Genomic DNA, 13207 nt, shown 5'->3' with positions numbered 1-13207 from the left:
GCCTGGCGGCAATAGCGCGGTGGTCCCACCTGACCCCATGCCGAACTCAGAAGTGAAACGCCGTAGCGCCGATGGTAGTGTGGGGTCTCCCCATGCGAGAGTAGGACACTGCCAGGCATCAAATAAAACAACAAGCCTCATGCGAAAGCATGGGGCTTTTTGTTTTGTCTGTTATCTGGCGTTCTGCTCGAGCATGGCCATGCGAAAGGCCCGTCGGGAACGGGCCTTAACGCCGCGTGCGGCGGCCCCGGAGGGGAGAGTCTCAGGATGAGACGAATTGTGTAGGACACTGCCAGGCATCAAACCAAGCCGAAAGCCCTGAACTGACGTTCAGGGCTTTTTGCTATGCGTAAAACGCAAAAAAGCGCAGCTATGCTGCGCTGTTTCTCCGACAAAAACAGCCAGAGAAAAGGCCCCGAAGGGCCTTTGATTAGGGTGTGTTTGCTTTTTTCACTTATTATTCGGTTAATGCGAGCTACCCTGAGAGATGCCCAACCCGGTTTGCGAACGGACAAACTGAGCCCGGAAGCGTTCCCGCTCTTGCTGCCCGGCCAGTGAGCTGTCGGTGATCGAGAATAGCCAGGTACCGACAAAGGCGACAATCATCGAGAACAGCGCCGGATATTCATACGGGTAAATCGGTTTTTCATGGCCGAGGATCTGCACCCAGATCGTCGGGCCGAGGATCATCAGAATCACTGCCGTCAACAGGCCCAGCCAGCCGCCAATCATCGCGCCGCGAGTGGTCAAACGCGACCAGTACATCGACAGGATGATGATAGGGAAGTTACAGCTGGCGGCGATGGAGAACGCCAACCCGACCATAAAGGCGATGTTCTGCTTCTCGAACAAGATCCCCAGGGCAATGGCGACAATGCCTAGCACTACAACGGTGATCTTAGATACTCTCAGTTCGTCGCGCTCGGTCGCCTTGCCGTTTTTCATCACGCTGGCGTACAGGTCATGGGAAACGGCCGAGGCGCCGGCCAGCGTCAGGCCTGCAACGACCGCCAGAATGGTGGCGAAGGCCACCGCCGAGATAAAGCCGAGGAAGAAGTTGCCGCCAACGGCATTGGCCAGGTGCACCGCCGCCATGTTGGTGCCGCCCAGCAGCGCGCCGGTGGCGTCTTTGAACGCCGGATTGGCGCTGACCAACAAGATGGCGCCGAAGCCGATGATAAAGGTCAGGATATAGAAATAACCGATAAAACCGGTGGCGTAGAACACGCTCTTGCGCGCTTCTTTGGCGTCACTCACGGTGAAAAAGCGCATCAGGATGTGCGGCAGACCGGCGGTGCCGAACATCAGCGCCAGGCCGAGCGACAGCGCGGAAATCGGATCGGACACCAGGCCGCCTGGGCTCATGATGGCGATGCCTTTCGGATGCACCTTCACCGCTTCGGCGAACAGGGTGTTGAAGTCGAAGTTAACCGACTTCATCACCATCAGCGCCATAAAGCTGGCGCCGGACAGCAGCAGCACCGCCTTGATGATTTGCACCCAGGTGGTGGCCAGCATGCCGCCGAACAGCACGTACAGCACCATCAGGATACCGACCAGGATCACCGCCACGTGGTAGTTGAGCCCGAACAGCAGCTGGATCAGCTTGCCGGCGCCGACCATCTGCGCGATCAGATACAGCGCCACCACCACCAACGAGCCGCAGGCCGACAGGGTGCGGATCGGTTTCTGTTTTAGGCGGTAAGAGGCGACATCGGCAAAGGTATAGCGGCCGAGGTTGCGCAGGCGCTCCGCGATCAGGAACAGAATGATCGGCCAGCCGATGAGGAAGCCGATGGAGTAGATCAGGCCGTCATAGCCCGAGGTGTAGACCAGGGCGGAGATGCCGAGAAACGAGGCGGCAGACATGAAGTCGCCGGCGATCGCCAACCCGTTTTGCAGGCCGGTGATGCGCCCGCCCGCGGTGTAGTAATCCTGACGGGAACGGGTGCGTTTGGACGCCCAATAGGTGATGTAGAGCGTGGCGCCGACAAACAGGATAAACATCACGATCGCCTGGATGTTCAGCGGCTGACGATGCACTTCGCCGCCGATGGCTTCGGCGCAGGCCAGACCGGGCAGCAACAGCAGCGCGGTGGCAGAGAATAAGCGCTTCATTGTTTCACCTCACGCAGAATTTCTGCGGTGAGGCGATCGAACTCGCCGTTGGCGCGAAACACGTAGATCCCGGTCAAGACGAAAGAGATCACGATCAGCCCGACGCCGACCGGGATCCCGCGGGTGATGGTCGATCCGGCGGCGATCGGCGTGCCGAGCCATTGCGGATCGAAGGCGATCAACAGAATAAAGCCGACGTACAACGCCAGCGTAATCAGCGAAAGCAGCCAGGCGAACCGGCCGCGTTTTCTCACCAGCTCTTTAAAGCGCGGGTTTTCTTCAATCCCTTGATAAATGGTGTCATTCATCAGAGTGTCTCCAGTCGGTATTGAGAGATTACGCCGCGCCAGGGCCGCTCAACGGCGCGTTATCCGAATGAACGGCCTGAAGCGGCGTAAATTATGACGGCACTTTCATTGATTGTTTTTCTTCCAACAGCTTGTCGACTACGGCCGGATCCGCCAGCGTGGAGGTGTCCCCCAGGTTGCTGGTGTCGCCGGCGGCAATTTTGCGCAGGATACGCCGCATGATCTTGCCGGAGCGCGTCTTGGGCAGTGAATCTGTCCAGTGCAGCACGTCCGGCGTGGCGATCGGCCCTATCTCTTTGCGCACCCAGTTGCGCACTTCGGTATAGAGCTCCGGCGTCGGTTCTTCGCCGTGGTTCAGCGTGATGTAGGCGTAGATCGCCTGGCCTTTGATGTTATGAGGAATGCCGACCACCGCGGCTTCGGCGATTTTCGGGTGCGATACCAGCGCAGACTCGATCTCGGCGGTGCCCAGACGGTGGCCGGAGACGTTCAGCACGTCGTCGACGCGGCCGGTGATCCAGTAGTAACCGTCCTCGTCGCGACGGGCGCCGTCACCGCTGAAGTACATGCCTTTGAAGGTCGAGAAGTAGGTTTGCTCGAAGCGGTCATGATCGCCGAACAGGGTGCGTGCCTGGCCCGGCCAGGAGTCGACGATCACCAGGTTGCCTTCGCAGGCGCCTTCCTGCGGTGTGCCGACGTTATCGACCAGCGCCGGCTGTACGCCGAAGAACGGCCGCGTGGCGGAACCGGCCTTCAGCTCGGTGGCGCCCGGCAGCGGGGTAATCATGAAGCCGCCGGTTTCGGTTTGCCACCAGGTGTCGACGATCGGGCACTTTGCGTTGCCTATCTTGTTGTAGTACCACTCCCAGGCTTCCGGGTTGATCGGCTCGCCGACCGAGCCCATGATGCGCAGCGAATCGCGTCGGGTGCCTTCGATCGCCTTGTCGCCTTCGGCCATCAGGGCGCGAATGGCGGTTGGTGCGGTATACAGAATGTTGACCTGGTGCTTGTCGATCACCTGCGACAGGCGATTGACGCCCGGATAGTTAGGCACGCCTTCGAACATCAGCGTGGTGGCGCCGCAGGCCAGCGGGCCGTACAGCAGATAGCTGTGGCCGGTAACCCAGCCCACGTCGGCGGTGCACCAGTAAATGTCGCCGTCGTGGTAGTCAAACACATATTTAAAGGTCATCGCGGCGTACACCAGGTAGCCGCCAGTGGTGTGCAGCACGCCTTTCGGTTTGCCGGTCGAGCCTGAGGTGTACAGGATAAACAGCGGATCTTCGGCGTTCACTTCTTCCGGCGGGCAGTCGGCGGAGACGCCCTGGATCAGCTCATGCCACCACAGATCGCGCCCTTCCTGCCAGTAGCCCGGTTTCCCGGTGCGTTGGAACACCACCACGTTGGTGACGCTAACCACGCTGGGATTTTTCAGCGCATCATCGACGTTCTTTTTCAGCGGCACGGCGCGGCCGGCGCGCAGGCCTTCATCGGCGGTGATCACCAGCTTGGCGTTGGAGTCGATAATGCGCCCGGCGACCGCTTCCGGCGAGAAGCCGCCGAAGATCACCGAATGTACGGCGCCGATGCGCGCGCAGGCCAGCATCGCGACCGCCGCTTCCGGCACCATCGGCATATAGATAGCCACCACGTCGCCCTTTTTCACGCCGAGCTTTTTCAGCACGTTGGCGAACTGGCAGACGTCATGGTGCAACTGTTTGTAAGTCACTTTTTTGGATTGGGTCGGGTCATCGCCTTCCCAGATAATGGCGGTTTGGTCGCCGCGCTCGGCCAAATGGCGGTCCAGACAGTTGGCCGCCAGGTTCAACGTGCCGTCTTCAAACCAGCGAATGCTGACGTGGCCCGGATCGAACGAGGTATTTTTAACTTTGGTATAGGGTTTGATCCAATCCAGGATTTTGCCATGCTCACCCCAGAAAGCCTCTGGGTCTTGAACCGACTGTTGATAATACTCTTGGTATTGTGCCGGATTAATCAGGGCGCGTTCTGCAATTGCAGAAGGAATAGCGTGTTTATGCAGTTGGCTCATAGCTTTTCTCCTTGAAGTTGTTAATGATATGTCAACTGAAGGTTAAGTATAGTTTGCTACGATTCTTTGTTTCTTTTTTGCGCGGCAGATCACGCAACAAAGATATTGATTTGTAATCGTTCTGTCGCATTTGCAGGGCATATCTATCTCTTTGGTGCTTAAATCCCCATAAACCCGCATTTTTAACCAAAAACACTTATATAAAGAACAAAAAAGAATAAACAAAGACGGGGGTAACTGCCTCGATATTAATAGATACGCGCAGGGTCATAATTATTTCTCGCTATAAATCTTTTTGGATTATTTTTCGCTATTAATATTCGAAGTTGGTATTAACACCATATAACGATGGACGACACATCGTGAAATAACGTTTTATTAACCTTAATTCCTGATGAAAGGTCGGATGATACCTTATGGCATTCGCTCTGCGATATCGTTCGTTTTTTAATCTGAATATAAAGTGGCGCTGCATTTATGGCCGAAAGTGTCACTCGGTCAATTCTCATTTATTTGACTTTTAAGTAACAAAATATAAACATTTTATGCGGATTAAATATGCAGAATGGGTGAAGAATAACGCATTTTAATGGCGTTCAAAAAATCGTCGCCGGCGTGCTTGTGTGCTTCATGGTATGAAAAATTATGTTTTTAATAACAAGCAATTATGCCGTTTGAAATAGTAACGCGAAATTTTTGTTATTCGATTCAGCGCTCAACCCTGACAAATCAAGGCTTGCAGAGCATGCCGCCCGGATGATACAGATTTATACTGCGTCGCACCCAGGGCAGGTGAACGCTTCCACTGAATTAACATAAGCCTGTAATAAATGATTAAGTATTCTTTTCGCCGTGTTGCGACTTTGTACGGCGAAAAGGGTCTTTGAGGACTTTTTGGGTATGAAAAGTGTAAAAATTAGCCTGGCTTGGCAAATCCTGATCGCGTTGGTACTGGGTATTATTGTTGGCGCGGTATTGCACAACCAGACCGAATCTCGTGAGTGGCTGGTGAGTAATATTCTCAGCCCGGCGGGCGATATCTTTATTCGTCTGATCAAGATGATTGTGGTGCCGATCGTTATTTCCACGCTGATCGTCGGTATTGCCGGCGTGGGCGATGCGAAAAAGCTGGGCCGCATCGGATTGAAAACCATTATTTACTTCGAAGTGATCACCACCGTTGCCATCGTGGTGGGGTTGACGTTGGCCAACGTATTCCAACCCGGCCACGGCATCGATATGTCGACGCTGACCACGGTGGACATTTCGCAGTATGAGAAAACCACCGAACAGGTGCAAAGCGGTTCGCACAGCCTGGTGGCGACCATTCTGTCGCTGATCCCGTCGAACGTCTTCTCGTCGATGGCCAAGGGCGACATGTTGCCGATTATCTTCTTCTCGGTGCTGTTCGGTCTGGGGCTGTCGTCGTTGCCGAAAGAGACCAAAGAGCCGCTGCTGAAGGTGTTCAAGGCGGTGTCCGAAAGCATGTTCAAAGTCACCCACATGATCATGCGCTATGCGCCGATCGGAGTGTTTGGCCTGATTGCGGTCACGGTAGCCAACTTCGGTTTCGCTTCGCTGCTGCCGCTGGCCAAACTGGTGGTGCTGGTGTACTTCGCCATCGCGTTCTTCGCCCTGGTGGTGCTGGGGGCGGTCGCCCGGCTGTGCAACCTGCGCATCTGGACGCTGATCCGCATCCTGAAAGACGAACTGATCCTGGCTTATTCCACCGCCAGCTCGGAAACGGTGCTGCCGCGCATCATCGAAAAGATGGAGGCTTACGGCGCGCCCAAGTCGATCACCAGCTTCGTGGTGCCGACCGGCTACTCCTTTAACCTGGATGGCTCGACGCTGTACCAGAGCATCGCCGCCATCTTTATCGCCCAGCTGTACGGCATCGAGCTGTCGTTGGGGCAGGAGATCGTGCTGGTGCTGACGCTGATGGTCACCTCGAAAGGGATCGCCGGCGTGCCGGGCGTCTCGTTCGTGGTGCTGCTGGCCACGCTGGGCAGCGTCGGCATTCCGCTGGAAGGCCTGGCGTTCATCGCCGGCGTGGACCGTATCCTGGATATGGCGCGCACCGCGCTGAACGTCGTGGGTAACGCGTTGGCGGTATTGGTGATCGCCAAATGGGAGCACCAGTTCGATCGCAAGAAGGCGCTGGCCTACGAAACGGAGTTTCTGGCGCAGAAGGTGAAGCCGGCCAATCAGGCCTAATCGCCGAGTCTCGCCGATGTTAAAAACGCCCCGGGCAGTTGTGCCGGGGCGTTTTGTTTTTATGGCCCTTCAACCTGCCGCTTTCTTTTCTTTGCCCTACTGCGCGACTTGCATCCCCGCTTAACAGAATCTAAAGTGTTACCAAATTAATGGAAATGATAATAGATGTTATTATCATTTTCATTTGATGATGTATGGAGACACGCAAAAGCCGTTGAACGGCGGGTTACGCCCGTTCGGCGTCTTTATTCGGGCTTATCAAAGGTAGGTAACATGTCGGACACCGCTTTGGCCTCTGAATGGTTGCCGCTGGCGCCAGCGCAGCTTGATTTCTGGGAAGAACACACCTTGCACCCCGGGCAGACCCTGTCCACCGTCGCACACTGCACCGAACTGTGCGGCGCAGTAGAGGAAGAGACGCTCTGCCGGGCGATCGCCACTACCCTCGCCGAGACGCAGGCGTTTGCCCTGCGCTTTGGTGAGCGGCGTGGCGACGCTCCTCCGCCGTTACGGCACGATCCACAACGCATACCGCCATTACAACGCATCGATCTGCAAACGCACGGCGATCCCTGGCAGGCGGCGCAAAGCCTGATGCGCGAAGATATCGCGCAGCGCCGGGCACTGCACAGCGAGCCGCTAGCCGCCGCCTGGCTGCTCAAGCTGGGGCCGGAGCGCTACCTCTGGTACGTGCGTGCGCACCATATTCTGGTTGATGGCTTCGGCATGGCCTTGATTGAACACCGCTGCGCCGCGTTGTATGCGCACTATCTGGGTGAAGGCAGCGCGGGTATTCCCTTAGGCGCCTTTGACGCCTTTCAACAGGCCGAGCTGGCCTACGCTGATTCTGAGCGATGCGAGCGCGATCGGCGCTTTTGGCAGAGCTATCTGCCGCCGTCGCAGGCGCTGCCGACGGTGCGCAAGGGCGGTGAGGCCTATGGCGTGCGGCGTCTAAGCACTCACCACCGGCTGCCGGCGGCGGTATCGCAACGGCTGGCACAGCTGGCGGAACGCAGCGGCATCAATTGGCCCGACTTGCTGGTGGCGCTGTCGGCGGCCTGGCTGTTTCAGGTGATGCCGCGCGACACCCGACAAGGCGATACGCTGCCGATGTGGATGCCGGCGATGAATCGCCGCGGGCAGGCTGCCACCAACGTGCCTTCGCTGGCGGTCAACACGCTGCCGCTGCTGGTGTCGCCACCCCCGTCGGCGACGCTGGGAGATTTTCTGATGACGATGGCGCAGCAACTGCGGGAGCTGCGCAGCCACGCCGGCTACCGCCTGCGTCAACTGGCCGCCGATCGCGGCGTGGAGCCAGGCTCGCGCTTCTTTATTTCTCCTTTCATCAACGTGCAACCCTTCGATGCGCCCCGGTTTACCGGCTGCAGCGGCACCCGCCGCGTATTGGCCGGCGGTTCGGGCGACGGTTTTAATCTGACTTATCGCGGCCGCACCGACGCCCGCGATCTGCAGGTCGATATCGATATTTATCTGGAACAGTTCCCGACGGAGGATGTGCTGGACTATGGCGAGGCGCTGCAAGAGTTTCTGTTGCGCGCGCTGCAGCGGGAAGCCTGGGAACAACCGCTGGCGGCTCTGACGGCGTTGCCTGCCTGATAAAGTGCGGGCGGGGGATGTCCCCGCCCGAGTTTTATGGCATCAGTTGGCCAGCAATGCCGCCACTTCGCGCGCGTTCTTGCATGGCAGGAGCGAACTGCTTACCAGCCGAGTGCCGAAAGCGTCATTGAGGCGCTCCGCCACCTGTTTGATATGCGGCAACTTCAGCCCCATGGTGATAAACGCCGTCTCTTCCCCCCATTCCGGGCGTGGCGTTACGCCGATCGCCTGCCAGTAAATAGTCAGGATCTCTGCGCTGCGCGCCAAAGGCGCGTTCGGCGGCGGCGCCGCACAGGCGTTCAGCGCCGGCGCGGTTTGCTGGTCGCTCAGATCGGCGCGGATGCGATGGCGGTCGGTTTTGCCGTTGGCGGACAGCGGCAGCGCCTCGGCATGGATAAAGCGCGTGGGAATATGGGTGCAGGGCAGATAGCCGGTGGCGAAGGCGCGGATCTCGGACAGCGGCAGCGGTTTGCCGTCGCGGGTCAGATACAGGGCGCCGAGCGCCGCTTCGTTGTTCTCTCCGCTGGGATAGTCCACCACCACCATATCCAGGATCGCCGGATGGCGGCGCAGCACATCTTCGATTTCCGGCAACGAGACGCGCACGCCGCGGATCTTCACATAGCCGTTCACCCGGGTGGCGAACATGATGTTGCCGTCCGCACGGTAGTAGCCCTGATCGCCGGTGCGAAAAGCGCGCAGCGGTTGCCCGTCCGGCCCTTCGAGGGTGACGAAGTCATGCTGCTTCAGCTCCCCCTGCTCCAGATAGCCCAACGCCAGGTTGACCCCGGCGGTATGAATGCGGCCGACCACGCCGGCCGGGCAGTGGCTGCCGTCGTCATGGCAGATGAAGTAGCGGTTGGCCGGCAGCGGGCGGCCGTAAGGCACGGTGCCGCTCTCCTGCGGGGCGATCGGGTGCCAGATGCTCCAGATGGTGGTTTCGGTCGGCCCGCCGAGCGAGAACAGCGCGAGATCCGGGCGCAGGGTGCGCAGGGTTTGCACCGTCGCCGGCTTGATGTAGTCGCCGCCTTGCGCCACCAGGCGCAGCGAACGCAGGCTGTCGGCCGTTTTGCAGGTGAGCAGCATCTCCAGAATGGCGGGCACCGAACACCACAGGGTGACCCGGTGCTTTTCCACCAGCTGGTTCCAGCTGATGGCGTCCTTTTCCTGATGCGGCGCCGGCAGTACCAGCGTAGCGCCGGCGCACAGCGAACCGAACAGATCGAACATCGACATGTCATGGTGCGGCGGCGTGACGGAAATGAAGACGTCGTCGGCAGTGACCGCCCAGCGTTGCTGAGTCTGGTGGACGACGTTGGCGGTGGCGCGGTTGTTGAGCACCACGCATTTGGGTTTACCGGTGGTGCCGGAGGTATACAGGTAGTAGCTCGCGGCCTGGCTGGCGCTGCGTTCCGCCAACGTCTGTTCATCCGGCAGCGCAGGCGCGCGATCCGTCGGCGTCAGCAGGGTCGCCGGCGTTACGCCGATCGGCGTCTCCAGATCGCCGCCGTGCACCACTAGCGTCGGCCGGCAGTTTTCCAGCAGGTAGGCGGTGCGCTCCGGCGGCGAGTTGATATCGACAGGCACCCAGATCACGCCCTGCAGGGCGCAGGCGAGGCTGAAGATGATCTGTTCCGGGCTGCGCGGTAGATACAGCGCCACCACGTTGCCCGGCTGCACGCCGCGGCTCTGCAGGTTGGCGATCGCCGTGGCGATCCGCTGGCCCAGTTCGCGGTAGGTCAGCGTCTGTTCGCCGCAGATAAGCGCGTTGCCGCCGTTTTGTACGCCGAACAGCCGCTCGGCCAGCTGCGCCAAATAAGGATAAGGTGCGTAATTCGCTTCGCTGTCGTTGTGGCGGTAATGCGTCAGATCGATGAAGTCCCGCGGCGCGATCGCCAGGTCGGCCCGTTGGCAGCTGTGCAGGATGCGTCGCTGCAGTGCCGCCAGCATGGCTTCTACCTGCTCGCCGTGCAGCGCCTGCTCGGCGTAGTCCACGCAAAGCTGCAGGTTTTTTTCGCTGTCCAGCGTCAGGCGAATGTCGATGGCGACCTGCGGCGTTTGGGTCAGGCCGTCGTGGAAGCGCACCGGCGCCTCGGCCGGCAGCGTTTCCCAGCCCAGGCAGTTGGTCAGGATCACCGGCAGCGCCGGGCCGCCCTGGCTTTGGCCGAGCAACTGCCGCGCCAGATCGACGCCGGAAAACGTCAGGTGGTCGAGCGCGCCGAGCACGTCGTCCTGTAAGGCTTGCGCGCGTTGGATAAAGTCTTCGCCGTGGCGGGAATAGCGCACCGCCACGAAGCTGGAGGCGTTGCCCAGAGCGCCGTCGGCGGCGGGGAACGCTACCGGCACGCCGACGCACAGCTCGCCGTCGGTGGTCCAGTGGGCCAGCGTATCGAGGATCAGCGCCGACAGCAGGCTGTTGCGCAGCAGCGCATGCGGCGATCCCAGACGGCCAAGCCGTTTTATCGTATCGCGCGGCAGCGTCAGGCTGGCGCGGCGATAGCGCGATGAGGTGAGATTGGCGAGCGGGGCGCGCCACGGCAACGCCGACGGCGTGGTGACATCCTGCAGCTTTTCGCGCCAGTAGGCGGCGTCAGCCTGGCGCTGCGCCGCCGATGCGGCGGGGAGCGGCAGCGCGGCGGCGGTCCGCCTCAGAGGGCGATCGTCGAACAGGCGCGCGATCACGGTGGAGATCCCTTGGCCGTCGAGGATCAAGGCATCGAAACTGGTAAAGATCAGCGTATCGTACGGCGATCCCGTCGGATCCTGCTGTTCGGCAAGTTGGATCACGGCGATGCGCCACAGCGGTTGGCTCGGATCGTGGCGCTGATGGGAGTAACGCTCGCGCAGTTGTTCGACCTGGCGCTGCGCCTCTTCGCCATCAAGGGCGCGCAGATCGTGACGATCCAGATGCAGCGTCACCTCCGGGCGTACGTGCTGCGTGCCGCGCTGCACATCGATGCAGGTGCGCAACGCCGGGTAGTGCTGTACCAGCTCGGTCAGGCGCGCTTCAAAGCGCGGCATATCCGGCTGCCGGGCGCGGTATTCGCGAAAGTCGTGCATCGCCACGCCGCCGAGCGGCCATCGATCGCTGCGGCCCAGAAGATAGGCCTGCTGCAGTGCGGTTAATGCTGTCTCCATGGTACTTCCCTATAGTCGCTAACCGATTAAAACGAGCCGGGCGCCGCGCGCCCGGAAACCGATCTCAGTGCTGCGGTGCCAGCGCGGCGAGCAGCGTTTTCGCATGCTTTCCTGCCTCGGGCGAGCGTTGGCAGATCAGCGCCGCCAGCGCCGCAGGGGAGGAGTGCGCCGCCAGATCCTGCGCCGTCAGCGCCGCCGCCAGATACTTGTTGAGCACCGTCAGCAGCGCGTTCACCCCGGCATCCGGCAAGGCCAACCGGCGGATATCGTCGTGGTCGCGCAAGCCGGCCCCGGGGGCCACCCGCGCCAGCAGCCGATGCAGCACCTGGCGCACCGGCGCCTGCTGCGCCAGCGCGTCGGGCGTGCATTGCGCCAACAGCTGCGACAGCGGGCGATCGAACGCCTCCGTTTGCCGCGCGGCCAAGTGCAGCAGCGCCCGGTAACAGGCCAGCAGGCGTGGCAGCACCTGCTCGGGGAACGCATCCAGCCGCACGTCCCAGTTGATCAGAATGCCGTCGTCGACGTGGGCGACCTGCGCATCCAGCGCCACCTGCGGCCCCTGAGAGATGACCCAGCCGAGATGGCCGAAGGTGTCGGTGACCCGTTCGGAAAACAGCGTCTTGCCGCGGATGCCGAAACCGGCGGTAAACACCACCGGCGAAGGCTGCAGGCTGCCGTGCAGGCGCGACAGATCGCGCATCACGCTGACGCCGGGGTAATCCGCATGCTCGATCAGCTCCGCCAGCTGCGTCATCAGGCGCCGGCAGAAGGCGCTCAGATTTTCCGTCGGGTTCAGCTCCACGCCGAGCAGCACCAGGTTAGAGAAATCGCCGATGAGGCGATGCGCGTCCTCCCGTTCGCTCTCGCGGTGGAACAGCGGCACGTTGAGCCGGAAACGCGTCATATTCCAACCCTGGCCGACGGCCAGCGCGAACAGTGCGAGAAACAGCGTCGAGAGCGAGGTGTGGTGCCGTTTGGCGACGCTCTCCAGCGCGCGGCTTTCTTCCGCATTCAGCTGTATGGCCAGGCGATCGCTGCGGCAGCGGTCCGGCGTGCGCAGCAGGCGCGGCGCCGGCGGCACCTGCGCCAGGCGCTCACGCCACCAACGCTGGCCGCGTTCGCGTCGCTGGCGCAGCGCCTCGTCGGCGTCGCGCCGTTCGAGGTGGTCGAAGTAGGCCGGCGGCACGTCATGGGGGGGCGCCGGCGGGCACTGGTAATAAAACGCCGTCAGATCTTCCATCAACAGGCGAAAGCTCATGGCATCGCCGGCGATCATATCGAGATCGACATGCAGGCGGCTGCGCCCCTCCGGCAACAGGCTCAGGCTGATATCGCAGGGCACGCCCTGCTCCAGCGGCAGCAGTTGGGTGCTTTTCGCCTGGCGTTTGGCGGCGAGCGCGGCTGCCAGCGTCGCTGTATCGGCGTGCCGCCAGTCGTCGATATGCAAGGTGTGCCGGGGGCCGGGAGGCGCGATCGTCTGCCGGCCATCATCGGTAATGCGCAGGCGTAACAGCGGATGGTGCAGGTACAGCGCCTCGACAGCCTGGCGCAGCCGGGCGATGTCCAGCTCGCCGCCGTCGAATTCCGCATACAGGTGGGCGGCCATGCCGCCGAGGGGAGGAGCGGACTGTCGGCCTACCCAATAGGCGGCCTGCATCGTGGTCAAAGCTTTCATCGGGTATCCATTTTGATTCAGCCAACGAGACTGCAAGAATATATCCAAATGTTAATAGGAATGAAAATTATTATTATTTAATCC

7 protein-coding genes and 1 rRNA gene are annotated in these 13207 nt (G+C 60.5%); 3 read left to right on the top strand and 5 right to left on the bottom strand.

Going from position 1 to position 13207, the window contains the following annotated elements; translation table 11 throughout:
• Position 1: 1 nt before the first annotated feature.
• A 5S ribosomal RNA gene (rrf, locus tag ACSBQQ_RS17045) occupies positions 2-117 on the top strand.
• Between the two features lie 348 nt (positions 118-465).
• Here the strand turns inward: rrf and actP are convergent.
• From actP to acs, 3 genes are all read right to left on the bottom strand, one after another.
• Positions 466-2118, bottom strand: coding sequence for a cation/acetate symporter ActP (gene actP, locus ACSBQQ_RS17040; RefSeq protein ID WP_033649946.1), 1653 nt, complete (start codon positions 2116-2118; stop codon positions 466-468).
• Complete coding sequence (locus ACSBQQ_RS17035) at positions 2115-2426, bottom strand: DUF485 domain-containing protein (RefSeq protein WP_004930047.1); 312 nt, start codon at positions 2424-2426, stop codon at positions 2115-2117. The genes actP and ACSBQQ_RS17035 overlap by 4 nt, the downstream gene beginning before the upstream one ends.
• 91 nt (positions 2427-2517) lie before the next feature.
• On the bottom strand, positions 2518-4476 hold the full coding sequence (gene acs / locus ACSBQQ_RS17030; protein WP_033649947.1) for an acetate--CoA ligase: 1959 nt from the start codon (positions 4474-4476) through the stop codon (positions 2518-2520).
• Positions 4477-5376: 900 nt separating this feature from the next.
• Between acs and gltP the strand changes: the two genes are divergently transcribed.
• Positions 5377-6693, top strand: a complete 1317-nt coding sequence (gene gltP / locus ACSBQQ_RS17025) for a glutamate/aspartate:proton symporter GltP (RefSeq protein ID WP_015376334.1) — start codon at positions 5377-5379, stop codon at positions 6691-6693.
• 273 nt (positions 6694-6966) lie between these two features.
• Entirely contained in the window at positions 6967-8310 is a 1344-nt protein-coding gene (locus tag ACSBQQ_RS17020; RefSeq protein WP_033636741.1) for a condensation domain-containing protein, read from the top strand.
• Between the two features lie 42 nt (positions 8311-8352).
• On the opposite strand, the gene ACSBQQ_RS17015 is transcribed toward ACSBQQ_RS17020, so the two are convergent.
• Together ACSBQQ_RS17015 and ACSBQQ_RS17010 are read right to left on the bottom strand one after the other, a co-directional pair.
• Positions 8353-11448: an amino acid adenylation domain-containing protein gene (locus ACSBQQ_RS17015; protein WP_039567899.1), complete on the bottom strand. Its 3096-nt coding sequence runs from the start codon at positions 11446-11448 to the stop codon at positions 8353-8355.
• Between the two features lie 64 nt (positions 11449-11512).
• A complete protein-coding gene (locus ACSBQQ_RS17010; RefSeq protein ID WP_060428813.1) occupies positions 11513-13123 on the bottom strand; it encodes a condensation domain-containing protein in 1611 nt (536 codons plus the stop codon).
• Between the last annotated feature and the right edge of the window lie 84 nt (positions 13124-13207).

The organism is Serratia sp. G204Y (assembly GCF_051172435.1).
Lineage (GTDB): Bacteria > Pseudomonadota > Gammaproteobacteria > Enterobacterales > Enterobacteriaceae > Serratia > Serratia sarumanii.
Note: the sequence above shows the minus strand (reverse complement) of the source record. Positions and strands in the feature narration are given on the sequence as shown.

Excerpts from the sequence above, each read along its gene's own strand:
- actP (WP_033649946.1), bottom strand. The coding sequence starts at position 2,118 with ATGAAGCGCTTATTCTCTGCCACCGCGCTGCTGTTGCTGCCCGGTCTG.
- ACSBQQ_RS17035 (WP_004930047.1), bottom strand. The coding sequence starts at position 2,426 with ATGAATGACACCATTTATCAAGGGATTGAAGAAAACCCGCGCTTTAAA.
- acs (WP_033649947.1), bottom strand. The coding sequence starts at position 4,476 with ATGAGCCAACTGCATAAACACGCTATTCCTTCTGCAATTGCAGAACGC.
- gltP (WP_015376334.1), top strand. The coding sequence starts at position 5,377 with ATGAAAAGTGTAAAAATTAGCCTGGCTTGGCAAATCCTGATCGCGTTG.
- ACSBQQ_RS17020 (WP_033636741.1), top strand. The coding sequence starts at position 6,967 with ATGTCGGACACCGCTTTGGCCTCTGAATGGTTGCCGCTGGCGCCAGCG.
- ACSBQQ_RS17015 (WP_039567899.1), bottom strand. The coding sequence starts at position 11,448 with ATGGAGACAGCATTAACCGCACTGCAGCAGGCCTATCTTCTGGGCCGC.
- ACSBQQ_RS17010 (WP_060428813.1), bottom strand. The coding sequence starts at position 13,123 with ATGAAAGCTTTGACCACGATGCAGGCCGCCTATTGGGTAGGCCGACAG.